Consider the following 25,692-nt stretch of genomic DNA (forward strand, 5'->3'; position numbering starts at 1 on the left):
ATTCGATCATGAAATACTTACTTCCAGGGCACGACGTCCTTTCTCTGTAATGTGCCAGCGCATGCCTTTTTTCCCCATCGTTCGTCCAGCCAGATTACGAGCTACCATAATATTCAGAGTCTTCACCATAGTGGATTCATCTGTATTGGTTTCATGACACAATCCCGCCAGTGAGCGAAAAATATAACGACCGCTGCCCAGCGTTTTAAGCACGTTGGCGGTGGTGACGTCGAGCTCATCTTCTGGAGCCAAAGGGCCAAGATTATCATCAACGCCTGATTCCTGTTCTGTTTCGGTTTCGATCAGAGGCATCAGGTTATTTTGAATAATGCGTAGATCATGCTGTAAACGCTCGGCACTTTCTTTGGCACTGTGGGCTTCAGACAGAATACGATCCGAGACATTGACAATAAAAAAGCGGGATGCAATAGCTGCTATCAGACAGAACCCGGTAAAAATTAATAATCTCGACGGATCTCCCTGGCTCTCCAGGATCAGCTCACTGTTCACCAGATCAAGCAACACCGGCACCAGGAATGACGCACCAACCCCCACTACCAGACTTCTAGGCAGACTGGTGGTATCAGGGTCGTGCTGGCCCTGCAGGTAGAAGTTTACCAACCCACCAAATACACCTGCCAATAACATGACAGCAATGAGAATAAAAATATGATTGGCCATAAAAAATGCTCTCCCCGGGGCCTGTTTAAGTATTTGAGAGCTGCATCATAACCGTTCAACGCCAGGAAGAAATGACAAAAGTCTGATCAACCTTGTCAGGCGTATATTTCTGAGGAGGTATCATCCGTGACTTCTCGCGCGGCAGTTATCAAACAGTCTCTACCAAAAGTATCGGCAACTAATCGATTACCATTAGATAGGTATAGCATGTTTACGTGAAGCTACAAAAAAACACGTAAGGAATTTATGCGGCATTTTTTTGCCGCATAATAAAATTGAACAGGGATTACTCGGAGGACTGCCCTGCAGAATCAGGCACCTGTAGTTTACGACGACTCATACGTATGATCAGGGCTGCCACACCAGCAATGGTGACCAGAATAAAGGCAAGAATAGAAATCTGCATACGCTCCAGCACCAGAGCCAATGCGTTATCCAACCCTTTATCCAGACCGTCCAGAAAATCAAAGGCAGCCACTAATATCGCTGGCGCTATAAACTGTGCGGGCTCATGACCACGATAAGGGACAAAAATGATCACCGCCATCCACCCGAACACAATCCCTTTCAATTCAACTGGTTTGATACCACGCAATATACGTGACGCTGCCAGCATAAACACCAGACCAGCTGCGATATAAATCAGCCAGGCAACCATATAACTCTGTACATCGATCATAGTCGTTTCTTACATCGCCTTTGTTACAAGTTTATTGTTCAACCCATTGGATAATGTGTTCCTGCCAGTCATCTTCAGGTACTTCATCATCCTTCACTAATGGCTGACAGGTAACCGCAATACCTGCATCCGCGACACTGTCGGGACGACCACTGACCAATGGATGCCAGTCAGGCAATTCTTTCCCCTCAGCAATCAACCGATAACTGCAGGTGGTCGGCAACCAGTGAAACTGTTCAACATCCTCCGGCTTGAGCCACACGCATTCCGGAACCTTAATATGACGACTCTCATAACAGCTACAGCGACGATCTGCATCAAGATAACGGCATATCACACGGGTATAAAATACCTCTTCAGTTTCGTCATCCAGCAGTTTTTGCAGACAGCAACGGCCACAGCCATCACATAACGATTCCCACTCCTGCTGGTTCATTTGTGCCAGGGTTTTAGCTTTCCAGAACGGTGTTACAGCTGCCATGATAATTACAGGCCTTCATACCGATGGGAGGTGTCTTTATAGAGATCCAGCATATAATCATCTCTGGCTGGGGGCATTTGCAGATAAAACCCCTTTTCTTCGAGTTCAGACAGCACTTTACCAGCATCCACTCTGGCCATTTTCTTGTCTTCCGTCAGCAGCATGTCCATCACATGATCCGCACGGCCAAAAATCTGCATCAGGTCATCCGGCACCCGACTGAATTTTTCTGATTTACGGACGTACAAATACATCTCATCTTTGATGGCTGATTTATAAATACTCACCAGTTGTTTCATTGCGTCTGTTTATTCCGTGCTGTTAGTGGCGTTCCACTCGATGGTCAGTATATTCAGGATGTGTTTTCCGATAATGTCATACCGCCAACCGGTAAATGCATCCGTCAACTGAAACTCGCCAGTATAGGTACCGCTGCTGACAATGGCTTCCAATTGTTTTTTCCTCGCCAATAGCTCCACTGGTAGCTCCAGCTGAACAGCCAGTTCGGCAACAAACTCACGAACCTTTTTCAGCATCATGCCTTCTTCGATCTTCAAAGGTGCAGCAATCAACTCCGGATACTCAGAGCGTGGCGTCTGCTCGGCTTTTCTAGCCATGTCCAGAATTGTCTGGCCATAACGTCGGATAAGTCCCGGATATAGACCATGAATTCGATTCAACTGATTCAAGCTGTGAGGCTTGGCCGCTGCCAATTCGTATAACACGGCATCCCGCACCAGGCGGGTCCGCGGAATGTCTTTAGCCTGTACCAGGCGTTCGCGCCAACTGGCAAGCATTTTCAGAAAGCACAACCGGGCTCCACGAAGCTGCCATGCCTGTCGTATTTTCAGATAATATCTCTCGGGATCCTGTGGCAAACTCGATTCCACGACCCGATCAGAATCTTCCAATACCCAGTCAAACCTGCCCTGCTCCAGCAACGCGACTTCCTGTATCCGGAAAATCTGATGCAGATAGGCAACATCCATGGCCGCATAGTTTTTCTGGTTATCCGTTAATGGTCGCTGCAACCAATCAGAACGGGTTTCATCCTTCGGCAGATCAACTCCCAGTTCGTATTTCACCAGATTGGCGTAACCGATAGACATTCCCTGCCCTAAGAAAGACGCAGCGATCTGGGTATCAAATACAGAACGGGCTCTGGCATTGAAACAGCAATGAAAAATTTCTGCATCTTCAGAACAGGCGTGTAGAACCTTCACCACGGCTGGGTTTTCAAGCACTTGTTGAAACGGCAGAAAATCAGTGATCTGCAACGGGTCTATCAAATAGCTGTTGCGATCATCGGCGACTTGCAGCAATCCCAGTTTGGGGTAAAACGTCTTGGTGCGGATAAACTCTGTATCGATGGAAATAAATGGCAGCAAATTCCAGTACTCGCAACACTCTGCAAATTGCGTGTCACTATCCACCCAAACATATTGATCAGTCATCAATCCATCCATCAAACAACCTTTCTGGACTGTAACGCATGATGCAGGGTATGACCATCAACCTGATCAAGTTCTGCCCCCATCGGAATACCATGAGCGAGCCGGGTGATTTTAATCGCGTTATCACCCAGTTTCTGGCGTATATAGTGGGCGGTTGCTTCACCTTCCACGGTTGGGCTGGTCGCCAGTATCAACTCTTCGACCTGTCGCTGCTCGATCTGTTCAAATAACAAATGCAGCCCTATCTCCTCCGGACCAATACCATCAATAGGAGAAAGATGTCCCATTAGTACGAAGTAAACACCCTCATAAATGCCAGTACTTTCAATTGCGCTCAGGTTGGCTGGTGTTTCAACCACACAGATTTGTTGCTGGTTCCTCAGCTCATCACTGCATATATGACAAATATCAGCTTCGCACAGTAATCGGCACTGCTGACAATGGGAAACCCCGGAAAGGGTATTCCGTAACTGATCAGCCAATCGCAGCGCACCATCACGATCACGTTCAAGCAGATGCAGCGCCATACGCTGGGCAGACTTCAGACCCACACCTGGTAATACCCGCAGCGCCTGAATCAGTTTTTCGGTAAGAGGACTATAGGTGGCCATTAGAACGGAAACTTCATTCCCGGAGGTAGCTGCATTCCCTCAGTCATGGACGACATTTGGTCACGACTGTTCTCTTCTATCTTGCGAACTGCGTCATTGACCGCAGCAGCCAGCAGATCTTCAATTAATTCCTTATCTTCTGACATCAGGCTCTGGTCCAGTTCAACTTTTTTGACATCGTGACGTCCGGTCATCACCACTTTTACCAACCCGGCACCAGCTTCACCTGTCACTTCTGCATTGGCCAGTTCTTCCTGAGCCTTCTGCATTTGCTCCTGCATCTTCTGGGCCTGCTTCATCAGGTTACCCATATTGCCTTTAAACATAGTAATTCTCCTGAGTCTACGACTTCGTTGACTGTAAATATTAAATGGGTTGCTCGGTCGGCCGTACCGTTGTTTCATCCAGTACAGCACCAAAATTTTGCTCCAACGCCTGTACGATGGGGTCATTTTTCAGACTGACAATAGCAGCCTGTCGGGCCTCTTCCAGTTTTCTAGCCCGATACTGGCTAGGAGTCTCCTGCTCTGTTTCAGCAAACGTAATATCCACCTTGCGAACAGTAAAGCCAACCTTTTCCAGTGCCGCCAGTAATTGTTCGTCATGACGGGGGTTATAGACATTTTCGTAGTCACTGGGAACAGTTAAATCCAATACCGAATCATGAACATCATTCCACTGCGCATGACTGAACAGGCTTTGAGGCATACCTTTCAGATCCAGCTGCCAAAACACTTGCACCCAAGGTAATTCCGTCAAATTCCGGCATGGCTCCGACTCAGCAACGACAGTCTTAGGTTCCGCCGTTGCCGGCTCTTCTACCACGGATTCAGGTACCCGAACAGCAGTCTGTGCTGGCGATCCTGACATAAACTCAGCCAGGTCTTCTGGAAAGGGCGCAGGTTCAGGCATCTGCGGAGGGGCATTGTCATATTCCACGAACGGTATCATGCCATCTGAGGGATTCGCTCCCAAAACCGGCATTTCATGAATTGGCTCTGGCTCTGGCTCTGGCTCTGGCTCTGGCTCTGGCTCTGGCTCTGGCTCTGGCTCTGGCTCTGGCTCTGGCTCTGGCTCTGGCTCTGGCTGGATATTGTCACGGACCGGAACCCCAGAAGACAATACATTCTCTGCCGCCAGGGTAGCATCACCCTGGACAGATACTAATTCAGGCTTTTTTTCTGCAGGTACGCCTTCTGTTCGAGCAAGAGGCGAGGATTCAGCTGGCGAATGTAAATGCTCCGGTTCATCTAGTTCAGGCAGAGGTGGCAAGTCACCGGCAACTGGCTCAGGTGAAAAGACCAACATCCGCAGCATGGCCATTTCAAAACCGGATTTCATATCCGGCGCCAACGGCATGTCCTTGCGTGCGATCATGCCGATCTGGTAATACATTTGAATATCTTCGGCAGTGTTGGCCGCTGCAATTGCCTGAATGGCCGCCTTCGTACCTTCACTGTTATCGATGACATCCGGAACAATCTGTGCAATTGCCACCTGGTGCAACACACTCAGAATATCTGCCATGAGGGCAATATAGTCGGGTGAAAACTCTGCCACCTGATCTATCTTTGCCAACATGCTTTTGGCATCCCTACGGGTCAGGGCGTCCAACAAGCCGAAAATCTGCCGCCGATCCATAGTTCCCAGCATGGCACTGACATCGCCCTCAGCGATACGCCCCTGGCCATAAGCAATTGCCTGATCAGTCAGACTCAGAGCATCACGCATACTGCCATCAGCAGCCCGACTCAACAGCCACAGGGCACTCTCTTCATAATCGATTTGTTCCTGCGCAAGAATATGCTGCAGGTATCTGACCACCTGCTCCGATGACATATTTTTGAGATTGAACTGCAAACAGCGTGACAATACAGTCACCGGCAGCTTCTGTGGATCCGTGGTAGCCAACAGGAATTTCACATGTGGCGGCGGTTCTTCCAGTGTTTTCAACAACGCGTTGAAACTGTGATTGGACAGCATGTGCACTTCGTCAATGAGGTAAATCTTGTAACGCCCACGAGTCGGTGCATATTGCACATTGTCCAATAATTCGCGAGTGTCTTCGACTTTGGTTCTGGACGCCGCATCCACTTCGATCAAATCCACGAAGCGGCCTTCATCTACTTCAACACAGGCAGCACAGACACCACATGGATCAGCACTGACCCCCTGCTCACAGTTCAGACTCTTGGCAAACAGTCTTGCAATGGTGGTTTTACCAACGCCGCGTGTACCGGTAAACAGGTAAGCATGATGCAGACGATCATTCTGTAATGCATTGATGAGTGCTTTAAGCACATGCTGTTGCCCTACCATCTGCGAAAATGTTTTGGGTCGCCATTTACGAGCAAGAACCTGATAACTCATTAACCGTTTTACCACTGAACAAGTGAGCGCCTATGCTAGCCAGTTCAGCTCGAATACGCCAGTCGAAAGTCGGCAAAACTGTCGTAACCAATTGATTTATAAGGTATCAGTAAAAATAAAAATGAAGAAAATTGGAGACAGACGAACCAGCCACACCCCGGCACATAACGTCCCTGCTACCGTTGCTCCCTTCCGGGCCTGGCGGGGTTCACAGATGGTTATTGCGGGGGGACCGGTCCGCTGCCATAACTGACAGGGGATCCCCTGGCGAAGGTCGCGCATTATGCAGATTTAGCCCGCTGGACGCAAGTGCTTGATTCGCCTTTTGTTTTTTTGAACTTCGTGAGTTATTTCAAGAACCTGTGATGGCCTGGGAACTGCCGCTTGCGAACCCCATCACGCTCAATAGACGCGAAGCCATAGCTCCAGCAACACAAATGCTTTAACGCCCTCCTGAACGAGGCCCCTCAAAGCGAGAAACAGTCATTTTTTTCGTCCCAAAGGGCATTTAGTTCTACTTGAGTCGCAATGGTACGGGATGGAAACCTCTGATCCTCCCAAAAACAATAAAGCCCCACAGACTCGCCACTGTCTGCAGGGCATGCATTTACAGTACTGAATGTTCAGCTACTACACGAAATCAGGGAATCTCCTGCCATTTCTGCACGCTGTATCCGTTGCAACTCCACTGTTTGAGGGAAGCGCCGTTGGCATTGTTCCAGTCGTATACATCAAGACATTTTTGACTGTTGCGATTCTGCAGCTGGAAATAACCATTGCCGGCATCCACTTTTTTCCACTGCTGGTTGTTACCCCCCCAACAATCCCATTGGTTAACATTTGCTCCGTCTTCGGCACTCTGACCGTAAACATCAAGACAACGATTACTGTGCATGGCTTTCAATTGAAAGTACTGGGAATCCAGACTTTCATACACAAACGCCTGGTTATCAGCACCGTTACATTCTTGCTGCACCAGATCCACGCCATTAGCAGTACCACCATCGACACTGGTATCGATATTGGCACACTTACCACTGAACGCCGACTTCAGACTGCTGTATCCGCTGATACCGTTGGCGAAAGGGACACCGAAATTCGGCGTGCCATCGGCGTTCCAGGTAATGACTTTGGCGCGGGTATGGCGGTTGGGATCATACAGCGGTTCTCCTGAAATATTTTCATAATCACGAGCGTGATAGATCATGATATCGACAGAATCATCCGCTGACCGGGTAAATGAATTATGACCAGGGCCAAACTGACTGGTAGACGCATTACTGCTAAACACAGGCTCAGGATTCTTGTGCCATGAAGCTGGATTCAACAGGTCTGCATTCTGGTCTGCGGTCAACAAGCCAAGCTTATAGTTCTTATCCGTTGCACTGGCGGAAAAGGTGACAAAAATGCGTCCGTTTCGTTTCAGGATGGCCGGCCCTTCATTGACGTTATGACCAATTTTTTCCCAACTGTATTCGGGTGTCGCAATCATAGTCTGAGTGGAGATATCAATTGTCCACGGGTTGATCATACGGGCAATATACAGGCTGCTGTTTCCGCCAGGAGGAATTTGTGCCCATAGCAGGTATCTTTGATTGTTGTGCACGAAGGTGGTTGAATCCAGTGCAAAAAAGCGCGACTCATTACCCATGCCGTCAACTTTGAGTTCACCTTTTTCCGTCCAGCTGCCAGTAAGCGGATTAGTCGCAGTATTTTCCAGCACGTAGATTCGAATATCCCAAATATCATTTGCTTCCGAAGCCGCGTAGTAGATGTACCATTTACCATCGACCCAGTGCAGCTCAGGTGCCCATACAAAGCCGCTCATCGGTCCACTGTCCGGTTGATTCCAGGCAGTAACTTCGGTAGCACTGCTCAATCCCTGAATACTGGATGCTCGCCGCAGAATGATCCGGTCATAGTCTGGAACCGAGGCAGTGAAATAGTAGTAGCCATCGCTGTGTTTATAAACCCACGGATCAGCCCGTTGCAATATCAGCGGATTGGTGAATGTTTCTGCAAAGGTTGCCGTAGATTGCACCGACAACATCAGCCCAAGAAACAGAGTCAATAATATCTTTTCAACCACGCTTGCAAATTTGAGTGTCATAAATTTTCTCACTTGCTTGTCTGAATTCACAAAACCTGAAGCGCTATAGGATCTTGGGGTAGCGGATAAATGAAGATGCACACGACAATACATAAACCCACAAATAAAATAATAGGTCTCTGCCAGGATATCACCCACACCGCTTAAGCCGGACAAAAGTAATACATCAAGATAAAAAACATCAAGATGACAAGACCGGAGAAAAACCCTAAAAATCCATACAGCACATCAATTTTTTATTGTTGTTATCTTGACTGCCATTTCTGATACCAGATCCAAAAATAGCGGTAATCAAAAGGACAAGATGCTTTATGTATAATCAAGGCATTCTGACATTAAAACCATGCATCGACAGAATAGCCACTATATACATATTCATAGCACTAAATTGTCAACGGTAGGATAAAAGGCTGACCCGCCCACTCTCTGTCCGACGAATAAATCTGCATATAGTGAGCATTGCTGTCACAAATACCTTTAATCTCCACTCTCCTGACCTTAAAATCGCCCACCACAGTTCAATCAGAGTTTTTCATGTACAGCATTAAAGAGATGTTCTACTCACTTCAAGGTGAAGGGGCACATACCGGCCGGCCGGCCATTTTTCTACGTTTTAGCGGCTGCAACCTTTGGAGCGGCCAGGAAAAGCATCGCAGTGAGGCGATTTGCCAATTCTGCGATACGGATTTTATCGGAACCGATGGCCAGAAGGGTGGCAAGTTCAAAGACGCCACAACACTGGCCGACACGGTATTGCAGCTCTGGCCAGCAGATCAACAAAACCGTTATATTATCTGCACAGGAGGAGAACCGGCATTACAGCTGGATACTGAGTTGATTGTGGCACTCAAAGACCTGGGGTTTGAGATTGGCATAGAAACCAATGGCACTCTGCCGCTACCGGAAGGGATTGACTGGATCTGCGTCAGCCCAAAAGGGCGCTCTACGGTCGTTGTCAAACAATGCCACGAGCTGAAATTGGTCTATCCACAAGCTGATGCCATGCCAGATCGGTTTACGGATATCGATGCCGGCGTTCGTTATCTGTCCCCTAAAAACCCATATAACACCGATCACCTTATCATTTCGGAACAGAGTTCGACCCAGGCCTGCATTCAATACTGCCTGACACATCCGCAATGGCGGTTGTGTCTGCAGACCCATAAAATTTTAAAAATCGACTGATTTTCTGATTAGACAGATGAATAGCACGGCTATCAAAGAGATCGTTCTGATCTCTTTGATAATCAGGCCGAGACTCGACAGGCTCATTCGAAATCTTGTTGAACACCATGTGCCTTACAAGCTTTCTGCCAATGCAATTTCTTCTGAGCACAATTCTGTTAACCCAGTAAAAATATCCTCTCAATGTACAGATGATCGGATCAATTCACAGACAACAATTCCAACCGTGACAGGTTACCGGCTTTGACATCTGTTCTGGCGGCACAAAGCAAGAGCCTGGCTGATTCAATCTCTGGTGACTCCAGTACCCGTGCTTTAAAAGCAGTAGCGCGATTATTGGCCAGAGTCAAAAGCTGGTCAGTCTGTTGTTCAGTCAGTGGGGCTTCGGCACCAATATCGGCCGGAATAACAACCGGACATATTTTCACCCGCAAACCTGGTTTATCCATCATCAATCGGCTCAACTGGTCAACAAATAGCTGCTGTGATTCACCCACCTCAACCTGTGCAGTCTCATATGGCAGATCCTCAAAACGCACTTTCAGCGCATAAGATCCAGCCGCCATAGAGACCTTGACTACCTGCGCGTAAGGGACAAAAGTATTGATCAGATAATTTCTGGTTTGCATCATAACGGCTTTTTTAACGACCAGCCCCAAAATATACTGCACACCAAAACTGGGGTCTTCAAGATCTCCTTTCACGGGAACCTTCAAGTGAATATCACCATGTCGGTCCTTGAGCATTCCCAAAGCCACGTTCAGGGGAACGGCAGTTTGTCCAATAATATTGGTTTCTTCAGATTGATTCTGGCTGGCGGTAAAATCCGCACCTCTGATCGTCACATCCGCAACTGAGTCAATTTTTGATGCCCGAATAGTCCCATTGAAGTCTGTATCCAGTTGTCCAGCTTTAAATTCAAAGTCCAGGGCTTTAGCCAGATAGCTACGAACATCCGGTAACGAAAACTCCGCTATGTGTGCCTGAATATTCGCATTAACATCATCCCCGAAAGGCTGCACATCGCCATTTACGGCAAAGTTGAAGTAGCTGTCATCCTTTAATTCCAATGCATAATCAATATATTGCTCGGTATTCTGCATATCGATATTGGTTATGGACAAGCGGGTTACTTCAAGACGCTTTTTAAACGCTGGATGCTGGTTGCCGTCTTCAATCTCTATCTGCCAGGGTTGAGAATTTTCTATTTTCCCAATTCGAACGCCCGGAACAGGTTCAGCGGCCTGCGCGGCCTCCGTTTTTTCCGTTTCAAGGACCTCCTCTACTTCAGTGGTTTCCTGCCCAGTCGCTGTGTCACTCAGTTCAACCAGATTTGCGAGTCCTGAATCATTTAAATAGACATTGAAACGACTGGCACCAATACCAACATGACCGATGGTCAAAACATTTGAAGCGAACTCGAACGGCGCCAGTTCAAGTTCTTGTATGTCAATCAATGCGCTCTTTTTTTGTGCCTCACCATCCTGTTTTGGCGAGGAAAATACGATATCACTGAACATCATGACAGGTGTCTGGTAACTGACATCATTTCCAATCAGAGAAACTTCCCCCGGTTCCGGTTCAAAACTTCCCAGCGAAGCCAGAATATCATCAGAGGCCGCTGGGCGAATCAGCAGACCAGTCAGAACCGTTTTCAACTGTCCCTTCATTTTCATTTCTCCGTCAGCGGGAACCTCCAGCTGCCAATGAGTGAGATTCATCTGCAGATCCTGCATGGAAGCGTTCACATCATTATTCTGATAACCAAGCTCGTTTAGACCTAGCATAACCTTTGAGTCAGTCAGATTCAGAGCCTGGGCACTCTGATGAATGTTTGCCTCTAGTGCCAGCGCCACCTCTCCGGCAATCCGATCTGATTGCTGCGGTAGCAGATACTGATAATTCGCCAGATTCAGCTGCTTCAAATTCAGATCAACTTGAGCGGAGAGGTTTTCTGGTCGATAGTCCACCTCAGCATCAATCGTTAAGCTGGCACCGTTAATTAACAGCCTGCCGGAGATATCCGAACGACCGGCGCTGTTTTGATAACGACTTTGAGTAATATTCATCTGCTCAATGATTACGGTGTTAACCTGATCCAGATAAGTAAAAGACAGCGTTATATTGTTCAATTCAATATCCGGCGCGAGAAACAGCAGTCCCCCACTTTCTTCATTTTCAACTGTTGTTGACGGTGCAGCAGCCTCCGGTGGTGTATCTGACCCGGTTGTATCAAAATCAAACCCTGCTACAGATACCTGCTGCCCGCTATAACTACCGGCTACTGTCAGCCCCTCCATGTAGACCTTGGTTACCTGTACTTCACGAAATAGCATCCGAAACAGGCTGTAGCGAAGCTCAAGACTCTGCAGCTCCAGCGGGGTTTCCTGTCCTTTGAGTAATTGAAGCTGACGGATATTGATGACAGAACGGAACGGATTTAATCGAATAGCACTATCGTCTGTCAGATGAATACCTGATGGCTCTAACAGATGATTCAATGTGACTCTCGAAATCGCTGGAGAGAATATCCAGATCGACAGACAAATCAGTATTAGCAGCGCAGCAAATAGTATGGAAACTCGTTTTAGCCAAATCATTTTTTCTTTCGCGGGTCAGTAGAAGAGGAAATTGTAGCGTCACCTGTATTCATTAAGATGACATGCTATCGATCATATCAGCCGCAGCAGAAAAAGACAGCGTGAACCAGGCACCGATTTCAGCGTCTGCGACTTGTTTTTATTTGTCCATTGGCTAGTCTTCCAGGTTCAAAAATTGGAACGATAAAATAGTCATGACACTTAAGTATTTTCTGTTAGGTATGCCAGTTCTGGTAGCAGTTTCATTTACCAGCTGCCAGGAAATTAATAATGTTGATGAGCAGACATCGGACCAGACGGAGGACTCTAGTAACCAGGAATCTTCCAAAGACCCGTCATGGTATAAACCTGCTGTCGGCGTGCGCTGGCAGTGGCAATTACAGAAAACCCTGGATATAAACTATAACGTCGATATTTATGATATCGACCTGTTCGATACCAGCAAAGAGACCATAGCCACACTGCAAAGTACTGGGAAAAAAGTCATCTGTTACTTCTCTGCAGGATCCTATGAAGACTGGCGCGACGATGAAAATCAGTTCAACGAAGCAGATAAAGGCGCCAAGCTGGATGATTGGGAGGGTGAGCGCTGGCTGGATATTCGCTCCAGCAATGTCCGTCGTATCATGACTAAGCGGCTTGATCTGGCAAAAGAAAAAGGCTGTGACGGCGTTGAGCCAGATAACATGGATGGTTATCAAAACAATCCCGGCTTCAATCTGACAGCCAACGACCAATTGGATTACAACCGGTTTATCGCCACTGAATCCCATCAACGTCTATTATCCGTTGGCTTGAAAAATGATCTTGATCAGGTAGCGAAACTGGTGAGTTATTTCGATTTTTCAGTGAACGAGCAATGCTTCGAATATGATGAGTGTGATCTGTTGAAGCCATTTATTGATGCCGGAAAACCGGTTCTGAATGCGGAATACAATAGTAAGTATCGCAACAATACTAATACTCGCAACAACCTGTGCAACCAGTCAGTCAACATGCAGTTCAGCACACTGATATTGCCAATTGCGCTGGATGACAGTTATAGAGACAGCTGTCTTACCCCTTAATAACTTTGTATTCTCAGGTCTTCGCGACCAAGACAGCCGGGAACCTAAGGTTCCCGGCTACTACAATCAAATACAAGTAGTCCCAGGGTTAATGGTTTTGAGGATCTTTAAGCTTCACGATACCTAAAGATTTCAAAATCATCCGTTCATATAACGGTTCACTGACACCGGTACGGACTTTTCTCAAGAAATATTTCTCAAACGCAACTTTGGCCACATGCACCCATTTCCCGCTTTTCATCCAGTTCACATTTCTTGGAGGAATTTGCGGCATGGCAACAAACGCTACGCCAGTATCCCCCATATCCGCCAGACAAATTGCATTCCAGGTGGCTTTGGCTTTCTCCGGTTTATCGTCCAGTCGGGCACGTATATTATGTGCCGTTGCTGTCACCATGCTCTCAATCATAAAGCCGGTCTTCGGCACACCGGTGGGTACAGGTGTTGGTTTTTTAGGAGCAATAGCCACCGCCACCCCGATTCCCCAAATATTCCGATAGGTCGGATTGCATTGGTGCTCATCGATGATGACAAAGCCTCTTGGGTTAACCAGTCCCTCTATCCCTTTCAAAGCATCGATACCGGTAAAAGCCGGTAACATCATGGAGTACCCAAAAGGCAACTCATGACGTTTTTTCTCCTGCCCAGTGTCATCACACTCGATGACATACATGATGCCATCTTCAACTTTCTCAACTTTGGCATTACAGATCCAATCAATATGGCGACTGCGTAGCTCGGACTCCATCATAGTCTTACTATCGCCAACACCGTCCAAACCCAAATGGCCAATATAAGGCTCTGGAGTGACAAACGTCATGGGCACCTGATCACGCATTTTTCGATCACGTAGATCCTTATCCATAATAAAGGCAAATTCATACGCCGGTCCAAAGCAGGAGGCTCCTTGTACTGCTCCAACGACTATTGGCCCGGGTTGCTCGACAAATTTCAGCCATTCATCCCGTGCGGCCTCGGCATGATCTACATGACAGACAGATTGGGTATAGCCCTCTGGTCCCAAACCTGGGATTTCGTCAAATGCGAGTCGTGGACCGGTTGAAATAATCAAATGGTCATAACTGACGGTTGCACCGGTATTCAGTTCTATCAGATTCTGCTCGGGCACAATTCTTATTACGCTGGCAACGATCAGTTCTACTTTACGTTTTTTAAGCGGTCCTGCCAGCGGTACGGTAATTTCCTCTCGTTTTCGCCAGTTAACTGCTATCCAGGGATTGGAAGGAACAAAGTGAAAATAATCCTTGTCACTGATCATGATTACCTGATCTTTTGATCCGACAATATCTTTCATTTCAAATGCCATGGGCATTCCGCCCAGACCAGCACCGATAATTACAATAGCCGCCATTACCTCTCTCCTTTTTTCAAAATTGTTATGGTTATTAATGATGGGAGAACAACCGAGTTTCAGTGTAGATCAATTTAATAAACAATAATTTAGAATTAACTAATATAAAAAGCAATGAAAAATATAGATACTTACAAAATTGAACGTCCAATAAATTCATTTACGCATGATAAAAAACAACGGAGATAGACCAAAAACCCCAGATACAGTCGGGAGAATCAGCACATATGATACATCTCGCATACAGAGATCAGCATTGGAAAGTAAAAACAAAGGGAAGGTATATTATAACAGCTAAAAAAAAGGCGCCTATTGGCGCCCCTTTCTACAGATTTTAGTCCTGCTTCCAGGCTACCACGGTTTCGTAGCCATATTCATCAAGCCAGGCATCCAGCTCTTTTGGATTACGGCGTTTTTTCTCAACTGTCTGTTGAGTATGAGGATTGGTATACATACCAATTTCCAGTTTGGGCTGTTCTTTTTTTACGACAACCGCCTTTTTTCCGCCTTTAGCAGACTTACGTTTTCCAGAAACAAGACCATTTTCACGCGCATAAAGCTTGCCCATCAGCTCTTTAATTTCATGGAAACTACCTGGTTGGATCGCTTCACCAGACAGTTTTTCAAGCCATTTGTAGATATCCACGCTTTTTAGCAAAAACAGGTCATATTCGGTCAGACCGTATTCATCAAAAATACGCTGCAGAGCTTCGTCAAAGGCGTTAAACCCTTCTTCCCGCCTAAGCGCTTCCTGCTTCCTGCGTTCCAGTTCTTCAATATTTTTTTTCAGTTCCTGAATCTGCTTATCGTAATCGACGTCGATCATATTCGACTCCTGTATATTCTTACTTTTGCGTCAATGGCTTCATATGTGGAAATAAAATTACATCTTTAATTGTGCTTGCATCATTAAAGAACATAATTAACCGGTCAACTCCGATACCCTCTCCCGCCGTCGGAGGCAGCCCATACTCCAATGCGTTGATGTAATCTGCGTCATAGAACATAGCTTCATCATCGCCGGCATCTTTTTCTGCTACCTGTTGTTGAAAACGTTGAGCCTGATCGATTGGATCATTCAATTCAGAAAAGCCATTGGCCAGCTCACGCCCACCAATGAAAAATTCAAAACGATCCGTGATTAATGCATTCTGGTCATTGGCACGTGCCAGTGGTGAAATTTCAGCGGGATATTGGGTAATGAATATCGGGCCTTTCAGATTTTCTTCTACGGTAGCCTCAAATATCTCAGTTTGAACCTTACCGATACCCCAGCTGTCTTTCACTGAAATACCCAGTTTAGTCGCCACTTGAGTGGCATTTTCAACAGTGGCGAGATCATCAGGCGTCAAATCGGGGTTATAATGCAGAATGGATTCCACCATGCTCATACGTGCAAACGGCTGCGAAAAGTCATATTCCTCACCCTGATAGACGATCTGCAGTGACCCCAGAATATCCAAAGCCAGTTTACGCAGTAACGCTTCAGTCAAATCGATCAGATCGTTGTAATCTGCATACGCCTGATAGAATTCGAGCATGGTAAACTCAGGGTTATGTCGGGTAGACACTCCTTCATTACGGAAGTTCCGATTGATCTCAAACACCCGTTCAAAACCACCCACAACAAGACGCTTCAAATAAAGCTCAGGGGCGATCCGCAGGTACATGTCTATATCCATGCTGTTATGATGGGTAATAAACGGTTTAGCGGTAGCGCCACCAGGAATCACCTGTAACATCGGCGTTTCAACTTCCATGAAGTCGCGCGACTTAAGGAAATCACGGATAGCGTCGATGATCTTCGACCGTGTCACAAACGCTTTGCGGGTCTCATCGCTCATGATCAGGTCAACATAGCGCTGACGGTATTTCATCTCCTGATCTGACAGTCCATGGTACTTATCCGGCAATGGCCGCAGAGATTTGGTCAGGATCCGGAAGTCACTCAACTGTTCGATATTCACGTACAGTTCACCTTTACCGGATTTGTGCAGCTCTCCTGTGGCACCGATGATGTCGCCGATATCCAGCAACTGCCAGTCATCGCTCTCTTTTTGCAACGGTTTGCCAACATAGACCTGAATAACAGCGTCGGAACCATCCCGGATGGCGACAAAAGGGCCACCACGACGAACAACACGTCCGGCAACGGCCACTTGAATCTTCTTCTCAACCAAAGCATCTTTATCCAATTCACCGTACTCGGCCTGCAGATCGGCGGCCATGTGTTTTCGACGGAAATCGTTGGGGAATGCAACGCCTCTTAATTCAGCAAGTTTGTTCAGCTTCTGCTTACGCTCGGCAATGATATGATTTTCTTCAGAATGATTTTGCTGATCAGACATAACGAATAATTTCCAATATGCAATGGTTTGGTTGTTAAAGTCCGGTTGAAGGTATCAACCGGAGAGTAAGTCCGGATATTTTTCAATATCCGGACAACGCCTCAGGAGCCGGATTTAAAGCCCCTGTTTGAGCGATGCTTCGATAAAACGATCCAGATCACCGTCAAGAACAGCCTGTGTATTCCGGGTTTCAACGCCGGTGCGCAAGTCCTTGATTCGGGCATCATCAAGCACATACGAACGAATCTGACTGCCCCAGCCGATATCTGACTTACTGTCTTCCACGGTCTGGGCTGCTTCATTCCGCTTCTGTAATTCAAGCTCATACAACTTGGCCTTAAGCTGCTTCATGGCTTGATCTTTGTTTTTGTGCTGTGAACGGTCATTTTGACATTGAGTAACCAGACCGGTCGGCAAGTGGGTAATCCGAACTGCAGATTCAGTCCGGTTAACGTGCTGACCACCGGCTCCGGAAGCACGATAGACGTCAATACGCAGATCTGCCGGATTAATTTCAATATCAATATTGTCGTCCACTTCGGGAGATACGAATACCGAAGAAAAAGAGGTATGACGTCGGTTACCGGAATCGAATGGCGATTTTCGTACCAGCCGGTGAACACCCGTTTCGGTCCGCAACCACCCATAGGCGTATTCACCTTCGAAGCGTATGGTGGCGGATTTGGCACCGGCCACTTCACCAGCGGAGTATTCCATCAGTTCGGTTTTGAAGCCTTTGTCTTCACCCCAGCGCAAGTACATCCGCAATAGCATTTCGGCCCAGTCCTGGGCTTCTGTACCACCAGATCCCGCCTGGATATCAAGATAAGCGTTATTAGGATCCATGGGATGGGCAAACATGCGACGGAACTCCAGTACCGCCAGTTGCTGCTCCAGCTTTTCCAGTTCTGAGGAAATATCCGCCACGGCGGCTTCATCGTTTTCCTCAACCGCAAAATCCAATAATTCTGCGCTGTCTGACAAACCGGAATCCAGATCCTCGATGGTTTTAACGATGGCTTCGAGACTAGAACGCTCCTGACCCAGCTTTTGGGCATTTTCAGGGTCGTCCCATATTTTGGAGTCTCCGAGCAATAATTCGACTTCGGTCAGTCGTTCTTTCTTATTTTCGTAGTCAAAGATACCCCCTAAGCACGCTGGTGCGCTCAGTCAGGTCCTTGATCTGTTCTCGAATTGGATTAACTTCCACGTATATTTTTCCTTTCGCTATTTGCTTTTAAAGCGGTCAAATAAAAGGGAGGCGGATATTATCGGATTCAGGATTTAATTTGTAGCAGAAAGAATAAATTTTAACAGTTTTATAAATCCAATTATTTATCCAATAAGGATTTATATCCGCTTAATTTCGTAATACGACAAAGCACTGACAAATAAATCAAAATATCCGATCTGATTCCTGATGATCACTTAGGGGAATACTGGCTGAATATATTCAAGCATTAGTTGCAAAGATATATTTCCCCGAAATTCATTAATATCCAGTTTATACGCACATTGAATTTTAGGCGCCTGTGTCGGCCAGATATTTAAATCCACATTAAACGCAATAGCATCAATCAATAAGTCAGAACCCTGCGGAGATAATGTCAGTTTTAAATGTTTCTGACCGACAATACGTTGTTGAACGATGTTGAAATACCCATCAAAGCAGGGTTCAGGAAATGCCTGTCCCCAAGGGCCTGCGTTGCGTAACAAATCAGCAAGCTCCAGGTTAAAATCACTGACTCCCAACTCCCCGTCACTGGCAACTTGTGCAACCAGTTGATCGGACTCAAGCTGCCGGCGAACCTCTTCGTCAAAAGCCTGCTGAAAGCGTTCAAAATGCTCTGCACGGACCGTCATACCCGCAGCCATGGCATGCCCCCCGAATTTAGCCAATACCTCAGGGTAACGCTTGGCGACCGCATCAAGGCCATCGCGAATATGAAAACCGGGAATTGATCGGGCTGACCCTTTGAGATTACCATCTTCTGCCTGTGCGAAGGCAATGGTTGGTCGATGTACTCTGTCTTTGATGCGCGAGGCCAAAATACCGATTACGCCTTCATGCCAATCGGGTTGATAAAGACAAACTCCCCACGGCAGCCCCTCGGCATCGGTATCCGCTTCAAACTTTGCCAAAAACCCCAATGCCTCCTTCTGCATGCTCTGCTCAATCGCCCGCCGGTCAATATTCATATCATTGAGCAATACCGCCAACTCACGCGCACGGTAAGGATCTTCAGCCAGCAGGCATTCAATGCCAAGAGACATGTCATCGAGCCTGCCGGCGGCATTCAGGCGCGGACCGACTGCAAATCCCATATCGGCAGCAACCACCTGCTGATAGTTTCGACCGGCCACTTCAAGCAAGGCCAGAATACCGGGACGGGCTTTCCCGGCACGAATACGGGCAAGCCCTTGATGTACAAAAATACGGTTGTTCTGATCCAAAGGCACCACATCTGCGACAGTCGCAAGCGCAACAATATCAAGATAATCAGCCAGATTAGGCTCGCGAAGGCCCTGCTCCTCAAACCAACCGGCTTGTTTCAATCCGGCCTTTACCGCTGCCAGAAGGTAAAACGCCACTCCGCAGCCGCAAGTGGCTTTGCTGGGAAAAGGACAGTCGTGTTGGTTTGGGTTGACGATGGCATTGGCATCGGGCAGCTCAGCCCCCTGCAGGTGGTGATCGGTTACCAGAACATCCACCCCCAAACGACGGGCGACAGCCACCCCCTCAATACTGGATATGCCGTTATCAACCGTCATGATCAGGTCGGGATTCATGCTGTGTGCCACCTGCACAATCTCAGGGCTAAGACCATATCCGAACTCAAATCTGTTTGGCACCAGATAGCGAACATTACTCGCACCGAGCGCTTTGAGCACCAGCACAGACAACGCCGTTGAAGTGGCACCATCGGCGTCAAAATCACCTACCACCACGATGTTGCTTTGGCTCTGAATATGACGAACCATCAGTGCGGCTGCCTCTTCAATGCCTTTCATTTGTCGGTAACTCAGTAACTGTTGAGTGCCCTTTTCCAGTTGCTGCAGGGTTGCAATTCCGCGATTCTGATAAATAGTCCGCAGGATATTAGGTTCAGCCGGATCCCAATCAGAGAGTTCAGCCAATGGCGTTCGACGTACAATTTTTTTTTCGGTAGTGGTCATAGTGACAGGTATGGGTATTGTAAGAGGATATATATAAAGTGCTCATTTGAGCTGGATGACAGCACACTAACCATTGAAATCCTATCTTTTTGAGGCTGCCGTTTTATGGTTGCGCTGCTGCTCTTTGGATCTTTTTCGTTTCTGTTCCTGACGTTTTTGCAGTTTCATCAACCACCTTAGCACCAAAAACACGGCAACCATGGCAACGACGATGATCGCGATGGTCAGTAAACCACCAACCCCATCCACCTGATTGTTATAGCGCCTGATTGCAGTCAACCGGTCTGACTGTATCGCCGTTGAGATCTGCGGAATAAAATTTACAAGCCCAAACATAAAGATAGAAAACCTTATTATTTTCTGTCGACCATATAGTCATAAGACCGGGCGGATATTCTATAGTTCCACCCGCATGGTAACAAAATAACAAATGTCAGACATTCATTAACGTTTATTGGCTGCCAGCAGAATTTCCCGGATCTTGGCAGTAACTTTTTCGCGCGCATTCTCAGGCCCGGATAAGGTCACTCCCTGGTTTTCCACAAGCCCGTTTTCCAAACTATACACCCAGGCATGCACATTCACTTCCTGGCCTTTGCTCCAGGCATTTGACAACACGGTTGTTTCTGCCACGTTCAATGCCTGCGCCAGAGCATTGATCCGACACATCACATGATTTTTCTGTTCGGCATCAAGCGCACGCAAATAACGGTCATAAACCAACATGATGTCCTGAATATGGCGCAGCCAGTTATCAATCAGACCATTTTGCTGTTTCTCAACAGCGGCCCGGACACCTCCGCATCCCAAGTGTCCACAAACGATAACATGTTTGATCTTCAGCACATCGATCGCATACTGAATCACAGAAAGACAGTTCAAATCCGAGTGCACCACGATGTTAGCCACATTACGATGCACAAATACGTCTCCCGGTAATAGCCCCAATATCTCATTAGCCGGCACCCGGCTGTCTGCACAGCCAATCCACAGTACCTCGGGGTTCTGAATATTCGCCAGACTGCCAAAGAACTCGGGATCCTTCTCAGCAGTCTCTTTAGCCCAACGCTTGTTGTTTTCCAATAAATGCTCTAACAAATTCATACCTCCTCTATTAAAAAGGCAACTCTAAAGCCAAACATAAAAATCTCATCAGATCTTTGGTTTTGGCAAACTCCTTCGCCAGAATCTTGGTCATGTTGTTTGAAAAGATGATCTGCTCATCAAACGCCTTGCTAACCAGAAAATCCTTACGTTTGATCTCCTGAATCAACGAATGGTCACAATTAAATCCCTTCGGCGGCCGAATCAGTGTGTCGCCTTCCCAATTAAAGGATTTTAGCGAGGAAGATTTCAGGATCCCGGCATACTCCTTATCATGTTCAACAATGGCCGTTCTGATTTTCATCAGAGCCTGACTGTCCGGTTTCCAGAGGCCAGCTCCCAAAAAACAGCCTCCAGGTTCAATATGGACATAAAAACCCGGTGCGTGTACATCCTTCCCTGCTTCATGGCGAAACTGGATGCCGACATTGGTTTTATAAGGGGATTTGTCATTGGAAAAGCGGGTATCACGATACGGTCGCATCATCGACCCACCTGATTTACGCGCAATCGCTACAAAATGAGGTGAAATTTTTTGCAGCGGCTCCTGCATGGATTCAATAAACTGAAGCGCAGGCGTCCGTATCCAATCTTCATAATCACTTTTGTACTCGTTAAACCATTCTTTACGGTTATTGCCGGCCAATGCATTGAGAAAATTCAAAGCATCCTTACCAAACCCCTGAAATACCATGTGATAACCCTCTGATTTATACACACGCAGGATTCTCAGGCAGACTTTTGGTACTGCCTGAGAATCCACTTTATTTACGAGGAATATTACAAGGTATGTGAAACGGACAAAACCGCGAATGTTTTAAGGGTTTTATGTCTTTTTCATATCTTTCTTGGACTGCACAATCTTGCGCGCCATCTTGGCAAAGGCCCGGCTATGGCGGTGTTGTTCTGCAGCTCCGGCTTCCTGACGCAAGTGGAAGGCCTCCTCCTTTTGCAGTTTTTGATACTGCAACCAACGGGATTCAGCAACCTCTCCACTGGTCAGCGCAACCGCAACCGCACATCCAGGCTCACCCTGATGACGGCAGTTACGAAAACGACAACGCAGGGCAATTTCATTGATGTCATCGAAACTGGCATCCACCTGACCATCTTCCAACCAGAGCTGAACTTCTCGCATCCCCGGGGTATCTATGATCATAAAACCATCATCGGTCTGTAACAGTTGCCGGGAAGTTGTGGTGTGGCGTCCCTTACTGTCCTGTTCACGAATATCGCCTATCTGTTGCACTTCAGCATTTAAAAGCGCATTGGTCAGGGTGGATTTTCCAACCCCTGAAGATCCTAGCAGGACAACCGCATCCCCTTCTTTCAACCAGGGTTGCAGCTGCTCCCGGACATCATCTCTGTCTCTAGCATTACAACAGATAAATGTCAGTCCGGTATCATGCTGCCACTGTTCAAGTTTCTGTTCGAGGTCGGGATCAGTATGAAGGTCCTTCTTGGTTAACACCACCAACGCCTCAATACCTGCATCATCAGCGATCAAACGATAACGATGAATCCGGCTCAAACTGAAATCGTCATTCAATGACATCACAATAAACAACCAATCCACATTGGCTGCCAGCAACTGCTCCTGAGTACGCTGGCCAGCGGCCTGGCGCCGTAACAGACTGGAACGCTCAAGAATACGGTACAGCCACAAACAATCCTGTTTAGGTTCGGCCAATAGCCAATCCCCAACCGCCACCAGACTGCTGACAGGTATTTCAGACTTGCCCATTCGCAACATCTGAACTCCGTCCTCGGTCAGGACATCCATATAATCGCGATGAATACTAATCACTCTGGCAGGGATATATTGATCCCATTCATCCAACTCGAGTTGTTGGGTAAAAAATGACTTCCAGCCCAGGTGCTGGAGTTTCGAAAAGTCCATGATGGCTCTCCAGTATGAATTCAGCAAAAACCGCGCTACTTATCCCTTGGCAATATTATGACAAGTCAGATAAGTAACACCATTTGGAAACAATTGTTGAATCAAATCCCAGTGACTGGAGCGAAAAGATGTAGGATAAAACAGAAACTGCTATCTTTAAGACCCTATCACTGAGAGGCGTTTTTTCACAATCATTAAAATGCCCTCCAATTACAGTACTCAGGTAAATAAGGATCCTAGTTTGTGCTGAGCCTATCGATTTGTAAAGAGCTAAATATGATCACTGTCAGGTTGTTGCTTCTCTGCTTGGTCAGCAGTCTGTTTCCGGCTATGGCAGCCAACAGCTTTAACATATTGCTGTACCATCATGTAGCCGATAACACACCGGCATCCACTACCATATCACCCAAGGATTTCGAAGCTCATCTGGCCTTTTTAAAGGACAATGGTTATCAAGTGCTCAGTCTTGAAGAGGCATTAAACAACGTTATTAATGATCATCCCCTGCCAGACAAGAGTGTAGCAATTACCTTCGACGATGGTTTTTCAAGTATTTATCAGAATGCATTCCCGCTGCTAAAGCAGTATGGCTATCCATTTACAGTATTTGTTGCGACCGATCCGATCGACCATAAATTTCCACAGATGATGAGCTGGGATATGCTCAGGGAAATGAAACAGGCCGGTGCGATTATCGCCAACCACACAACCGATCATGCCTATTTGGTCAGGACCGATGACTACTCGGAACAATGGTTACGCAAGACACTGGAAAACATCCATCATGCGCAAAAACGGCTGACCGCAGAACTTGGTGATGTCCCGAAATGGATTGCTTACCCTTACGGGGAATACAATGACACCCTCAAAAAGAAAATGGCGGAAGAAGGCTGGATCGGGTTTGGTCAACAATCAGGAGGTGTCGCCAAGTTTTCTGATTTCACTGCGTTACCACGATTTCCTGCGGCAAGCTCTTATGCCAATCTAAAGACACTGAAGACAAAACTGGCCTCACTGCCATTACCAGTGGACTATCTGGGGCTGCCGGATACCGTCACACGGACATCGAAAAACAATCTGACCGTCAATTTGAATACCAGACTCAAACGTCAGAACGAGCTTAGATGCTATTTCAATTCGAATGCCTATTCCCCAAAAGTGCAAAGCAGCAGCTTTACAGTCGATATCCAGCAACCCTTTAAAGCGGGGCGTAATCGTATTAATTGCACCGTTCCTCATAAAAGTCAGCCGATTTACTACTGGTTCTCTTTTCAGTGGCTCTACTGGCCATTAAATGTTCAGACAGAGACCACAAAATGACCATATTTGATTGTCCATGTGGTCAGGGAAAAACCTATCAGCAGTGCTGTGGTCGTTACATTGAAGCCGGTATTCCGGCTCCCACTCCGGAAGCATTAATGCGCAGCCGTTATTGTGCTTACGCACTCAAAAAAATCACATATCTGCGCAAAACCTGGCACCCCGAAAACTGCCCTGAGCTGGATATTGATGAGCTGAACAGCGTGGAATGGCTTGAATTGACGGTAATTCATACAGAGGCCGGGTTTAAGAAAGGATTGGTTGAGTTCAAAGCCAGATATCGCAGCGCTCAGGGAGAAGGTGAATTACACGAACGCTCTGTGTTCCAAAAACTGAAAAACCGCTGGGTATATCTTCGCCCTATGACTGAGACACCATAAACCATACACAGACCTGCTGATGGTATTTGATATCAGGGCGTTCCATAAGATGATTCTGACGTCATCTAAATGAATCAGGACGATCTGCTTGAATGCTCGGTTAAGATGCAAATCATACCTGCAACGCCCGGGAGATCTGTTCGCGTAACCTTGGTAACAGATTCTGCTCAAACCAGGGATGTTGTTTTAGCCACCGATTGTTGCGTGGGCTTGGGTGCGGTAACGGAAAAATTCCCTGCTCAGTCCGATACCCCTGAGACACCACATCCGCCAAGGACATTCCCCGATGATCGGGTAAATGCCAATCCAATGCATAACGGCCAATAACCAAAATTAATTGTAGATGATTCAGAGTGGCCAACACACTATCACGCCAAGCTTCCGCACACTCCGGTCTGGGTGGAAGATCTCCACTACACCCCTTCCCTGGATAACAAAATCCCATCGGCAATATAGCAACCTGGGTTGGGTCGTAAAACGTTCGCTCAGAAATTCCCATCCAACTACGTAGCCGTTGTCCACTGACATCGTCAAACGGTTTGCCGGACTCATGAGCTCTCAAACCCGGGGCCTGGCCGGCAATAAGAATACGTGCATCTGCATGCAGCTGAAAAACCGGTTTTGGAGGTAATGGCAGAAAGGCCTGACACAGTCGACAAGCTCTGATCCGATCAGATAAATCGTCACCACTGACTGACATTATAAAAACCGTCCTGTAAATCTATAAAAATGATAAGCCTCAAGCAAGCATAATGCAGACAAAACAGTCACTCAAGCGGACGGGACTCAACTGCAAAAAACAGGATGAACACTGAAGCAAGCCCGCTTGGTACGGGCGACAACGTCTTCCAAT

Annotated in this window: 24 protein-coding genes and 1 other RNA gene; 4 read left to right on the forward strand and 21 right to left on the reverse strand. The window is 47.0% G+C overall.

From position 1 onward, the window contains the following. Positions 1 to 6: 6 nt before the first annotated feature. From ACQY6I_RS11520 to ACQY6I_RS11565, 10 genes are all read right to left on the reverse strand, one after another. Complete coding sequence (locus ACQY6I_RS11520) at positions 7 to 681, reverse strand: YEATS-associated helix-containing protein (protein ID WP_428241636.1); 675 nt, start codon at positions 679 to 681, stop codon at positions 7 to 9. A 286-nt stretch (positions 682 to 967) separates the two neighbouring features. After that, positions 968 to 1,360: a hypothetical protein gene (locus tag ACQY6I_RS11525; protein ID WP_428241637.1), complete on the reverse strand. Its 393-nt coding sequence runs from the start codon at positions 1,358 to 1,360 to the stop codon at positions 968 to 970. 31 nt (positions 1,361 to 1,391) lie between these two features. Further along, the gene (locus ACQY6I_RS11530) at positions 1,392 to 1,841 is read right to left on the reverse strand and encodes a YcgN family cysteine cluster protein (protein WP_428241638.1); all 450 of its coding nucleotides are present in this window, start codon (positions 1,839 to 1,841) and stop codon (positions 1,392 to 1,394) included. Positions 1,842 to 1,846: 5 nt separating this feature from the next. Continuing rightward, the gene (locus ACQY6I_RS11535; RefSeq protein ID WP_428241639.1) at positions 1,847 to 2,128 is read right to left on the reverse strand and encodes a YcgL domain-containing protein; all 282 of its coding nucleotides are present in this window, start codon (positions 2,126 to 2,128) and stop codon (positions 1,847 to 1,849) included. A gap of 21 nt (positions 2,129 to 2,149) precedes the next feature. Then, positions 2,150 to 3,295, reverse strand: coding sequence for a ribonuclease D (rnd, locus tag ACQY6I_RS11540; RefSeq protein WP_428241640.1), 1,146 nt, complete (start codon positions 3,293 to 3,295; stop codon positions 2,150 to 2,152). A gap of 11 nt (positions 3,296 to 3,306) precedes the next feature. Continuing rightward, positions 3,307 to 3,906, reverse strand: a complete 600-nt coding sequence (recR, locus tag ACQY6I_RS11545; protein WP_428241641.1) for a recombination mediator RecR — start codon at positions 3,904 to 3,906, stop codon at positions 3,307 to 3,309. Then, positions 3,906 to 4,232, reverse strand: a complete 327-nt coding sequence (locus ACQY6I_RS11550) for a YbaB/EbfC family nucleoid-associated protein (protein WP_428241642.1) — start codon at positions 4,230 to 4,232, stop codon at positions 3,906 to 3,908. Before ACQY6I_RS11550 ends, recR begins: the two co-directional genes overlap by 1 nt. A gap of 40 nt (positions 4,233 to 4,272) precedes the next feature. Next, on the reverse strand, positions 4,273 to 6,276 hold the full coding sequence (dnaX, locus tag ACQY6I_RS11555) for a DNA polymerase III subunit gamma/tau (RefSeq protein WP_428241643.1): 2,004 nt from the start codon (positions 6,274 to 6,276) through the stop codon (positions 4,273 to 4,275). A gap of 141 nt (positions 6,277 to 6,417) precedes the next feature. Continuing rightward, an RNA gene (ffs, locus tag ACQY6I_RS11560) (signal recognition particle sRNA small type) lies at positions 6,418 to 6,514 on the reverse strand. Between the two features lie 402 nt (positions 6,515 to 6,916). Then, on the reverse strand, positions 6,917 to 8,386 hold the full coding sequence (locus ACQY6I_RS11565) for a family 43 glycosylhydrolase (RefSeq protein ID WP_428241644.1): 1,470 nt from the start codon (positions 8,384 to 8,386) through the stop codon (positions 6,917 to 6,919). Between the two features lie 534 nt (positions 8,387 to 8,920). On the opposite strand from ACQY6I_RS11565, the gene queE reads away from it, so the two are divergent. Next, a complete protein-coding gene (gene queE, locus ACQY6I_RS11570; protein ID WP_428241645.1) occupies positions 8,921 to 9,571 on the forward strand; it encodes a 7-carboxy-7-deazaguanine synthase in 651 nt (216 codons plus the stop codon). A 200-nt stretch (positions 9,572 to 9,771) separates the two neighbouring features. Here queE and ACQY6I_RS11575 read toward each other — a convergent pair whose 3' ends face one another. Beyond that, positions 9,772 to 12,072: a DUF748 domain-containing protein gene (locus ACQY6I_RS11575; protein ID WP_428241646.1), complete on the reverse strand. Its 2,301-nt coding sequence runs from the start codon at positions 12,070 to 12,072 to the stop codon at positions 9,772 to 9,774. Positions 12,073 to 12,365: 293 nt separating this feature from the next. Between ACQY6I_RS11575 and ACQY6I_RS11580 the strand changes: the two genes are divergently transcribed. Beyond that, a complete protein-coding gene (locus tag ACQY6I_RS11580; protein ID WP_428241647.1) occupies positions 12,366 to 13,238 on the forward strand; it encodes an endo alpha-1,4 polygalactosaminidase in 873 nt (290 codons plus the stop codon). A gap of 88 nt (positions 13,239 to 13,326) precedes the next feature. On the opposite strand, the gene ACQY6I_RS11585 is transcribed toward ACQY6I_RS11580, so the two are convergent. The 9 genes from ACQY6I_RS11585 to rsgA form a co-directional block, all read right to left on the reverse strand. Further along, positions 13,327 to 14,610 (reverse strand): NAD(P)/FAD-dependent oxidoreductase, encoded by a 1,284-nt coding sequence (locus ACQY6I_RS11585; protein WP_428241648.1) that lies wholly within the window; start codon positions 14,608 to 14,610, stop codon positions 13,327 to 13,329. A gap of 334 nt (positions 14,611 to 14,944) precedes the next feature. Continuing rightward, entirely contained in the window at positions 14,945 to 15,436 is a 492-nt protein-coding gene (locus ACQY6I_RS11590) for a DNA binding protein (protein WP_428241649.1), read from the reverse strand. Between the two features lie 19 nt (positions 15,437 to 15,455). Continuing rightward, on the reverse strand, positions 15,456 to 16,958 hold the full coding sequence (gene lysS, locus ACQY6I_RS11595; protein ID WP_428241650.1) for a lysine--tRNA ligase: 1,503 nt from the start codon (positions 16,956 to 16,958) through the stop codon (positions 15,456 to 15,458). A 114-nt stretch (positions 16,959 to 17,072) separates the two neighbouring features. Next, positions 17,073 to 18,168 (reverse strand): peptide chain release factor 2 gene (gene prfB / locus ACQY6I_RS11600; protein ID WP_428241651.1). Its coding sequence is split into 2 segments (ribosomal slippage): positions 17,073 to 18,095 and positions 18,097 to 18,168, totalling 1,095 coding nucleotides; the frame shifts between segments, so codons are not numbered across the junction. Positions 18,169 to 18,386: 218 nt separating this feature from the next. Then, positions 18,387 to 20,135 carry a single-stranded-DNA-specific exonuclease RecJ gene (gene recJ / locus ACQY6I_RS11605; RefSeq protein WP_428241652.1) on the reverse strand — a complete coding sequence of 583 codons (1,749 nt, stop codon included), beginning with the start codon at positions 20,133 to 20,135 and terminating at the stop codon, positions 18,387 to 18,389. A gap of 81 nt (positions 20,136 to 20,216) precedes the next feature. Continuing rightward, positions 20,217 to 20,471: a hypothetical protein gene (locus tag ACQY6I_RS11610; protein WP_428241653.1), complete on the reverse strand. Its 255-nt coding sequence runs from the start codon at positions 20,469 to 20,471 to the stop codon at positions 20,217 to 20,219. 108 nt (positions 20,472 to 20,579) lie between these two features. Then, positions 20,580 to 21,239, reverse strand: a complete 660-nt coding sequence (gene can / locus ACQY6I_RS11615) for a carbonate dehydratase (RefSeq protein WP_428241654.1) — start codon at positions 21,237 to 21,239, stop codon at positions 20,580 to 20,582. Between the two features lie 10 nt (positions 21,240 to 21,249). Further along, positions 21,250 to 21,957, reverse strand: coding sequence for a DUF2461 domain-containing protein (locus ACQY6I_RS11620; protein WP_428241655.1), 708 nt, complete (start codon positions 21,955 to 21,957; stop codon positions 21,250 to 21,252). A 108-nt stretch (positions 21,958 to 22,065) separates the two neighbouring features. Continuing rightward, positions 22,066 to 23,139 (reverse strand): ribosome small subunit-dependent GTPase A, encoded by a 1,074-nt coding sequence (gene rsgA, locus ACQY6I_RS11625; protein ID WP_428241656.1) that lies wholly within the window; start codon positions 23,137 to 23,139, stop codon positions 22,066 to 22,068. Positions 23,140 to 23,415: 276 nt separating this feature from the next. On the opposite strand from rsgA, the gene ACQY6I_RS11630 reads away from it, so the two are divergent. After that, positions 23,416 to 24,459: a polysaccharide deacetylase family protein gene (locus ACQY6I_RS11630; RefSeq protein ID WP_428241657.1), complete on the forward strand. Its 1,044-nt coding sequence runs from the start codon at positions 23,416 to 23,418 to the stop codon at positions 24,457 to 24,459. Then, positions 24,456 to 24,839, forward strand: coding sequence for a YchJ family protein (locus tag ACQY6I_RS11635; RefSeq protein WP_428241658.1), 384 nt, complete (start codon positions 24,456 to 24,458; stop codon positions 24,837 to 24,839). The genes ACQY6I_RS11630 and ACQY6I_RS11635 overlap by 4 nt, the downstream gene beginning before the upstream one ends. A 112-nt stretch (positions 24,840 to 24,951) precedes the next feature. Here ACQY6I_RS11635 and ACQY6I_RS11640 read toward each other — a convergent pair whose 3' ends face one another. Further along, entirely contained in the window at positions 24,952 to 25,539 is a 588-nt protein-coding gene (locus ACQY6I_RS11640; protein ID WP_428241659.1) for a uracil-DNA glycosylase family protein, read from the reverse strand. Positions 25,540 to 25,692: the final 153 nt, after the last annotated feature.

This window comes from Gynuella sp., from assembly GCF_050297175.1.
Lineage (GTDB): Bacteria > Pseudomonadota > Gammaproteobacteria > Pseudomonadales > Natronospirillaceae > Gynuella.

Bases quoted from the DNA above. Each gene is read 5' to 3' on its own strand.
- ACQY6I_RS11610 (WP_428241653.1), bottom strand. From the start codon at position 20,471: ATGTTTGGGCTTGTAAATTTTATTCCGCAGATCTCAACGGCGATACAG.
- rsgA (WP_428241656.1), bottom strand. From the start codon at position 23,139: ATGGACTTTTCGAAACTCCAGCACCTGGGCTGGAAGTCATTTTTTACC.
- ACQY6I_RS11630 (WP_428241657.1), top strand. From the start codon at position 23,416: ATGATCACTGTCAGGTTGTTGCTTCTCTGCTTGGTCAGCAGTCTGTTT.
- rnd (WP_428241640.1), bottom strand. From the start codon at position 3,295: ATGACTGATCAATATGTTTGGGTGGATAGTGACACGCAATTTGCAGAG.
- ACQY6I_RS11520 (WP_428241636.1), bottom strand. From the start codon at position 681: ATGGCCAATCATATTTTTATTCTCATTGCTGTCATGTTATTGGCAGGT.
- ACQY6I_RS11530 (WP_428241638.1), bottom strand. From the start codon at position 1,841: ATGGCAGCTGTAACACCGTTCTGGAAAGCTAAAACCCTGGCACAAATG.
- dnaX (WP_428241643.1), bottom strand. From the start codon at position 6,276: ATGAGTTATCAGGTTCTTGCTCGTAAATGGCGACCCAAAACATTTTCG.
- recR (WP_428241641.1), bottom strand. From the start codon at position 3,906: ATGGCCACCTATAGTCCTCTTACCGAAAAACTGATTCAGGCGCTGCGG.
- ACQY6I_RS11525 (WP_428241637.1), bottom strand. From the start codon at position 1,360: ATGATCGATGTACAGAGTTATATGGTTGCCTGGCTGATTTATATCGCA.
- recJ (WP_428241652.1), bottom strand. From the start codon at position 20,135: ATGACCACTACCGAAAAAAAAATTGTACGTCGAACGCCATTGGCTGAA.
- ACQY6I_RS11635 (WP_428241658.1), top strand. From the start codon at position 24,456: ATGACCATATTTGATTGTCCATGTGGTCAGGGAAAAACCTATCAGCAG.
- ACQY6I_RS11580 (WP_428241647.1), top strand. From the start codon at position 12,366: ATGACACTTAAGTATTTTCTGTTAGGTATGCCAGTTCTGGTAGCAGTT.
- ACQY6I_RS11585 (WP_428241648.1), bottom strand. From the start codon at position 14,610: ATGGCGGCTATTGTAATTATCGGTGCTGGTCTGGGCGGAATGCCCATG.
- queE (WP_428241645.1), top strand. From the start codon at position 8,921: ATGTACAGCATTAAAGAGATGTTCTACTCACTTCAAGGTGAAGGGGCA.
- can (WP_428241654.1), bottom strand. From the start codon at position 21,239: ATGAATTTGTTAGAGCATTTATTGGAAAACAACAAGCGTTGGGCTAAA.
- lysS (WP_428241650.1), bottom strand. From the start codon at position 16,958: ATGTCTGATCAGCAAAATCATTCTGAAGAAAATCATATCATTGCCGAG.
- ACQY6I_RS11550 (WP_428241642.1), bottom strand. From the start codon at position 4,232: ATGTTTAAAGGCAATATGGGTAACCTGATGAAGCAGGCCCAGAAGATG.
- ACQY6I_RS11640 (WP_428241659.1), bottom strand. From the start codon at position 25,539: ATGTCAGTCAGTGGTGACGATTTATCTGATCGGATCAGAGCTTGTCGA.
- ACQY6I_RS11590 (WP_428241649.1), bottom strand. From the start codon at position 15,436: ATGATCGACGTCGATTACGATAAGCAGATTCAGGAACTGAAAAAAAAT.
- ACQY6I_RS11565 (WP_428241644.1), bottom strand. From the start codon at position 8,386: ATGACACTCAAATTTGCAAGCGTGGTTGAAAAGATATTATTGACTCTG.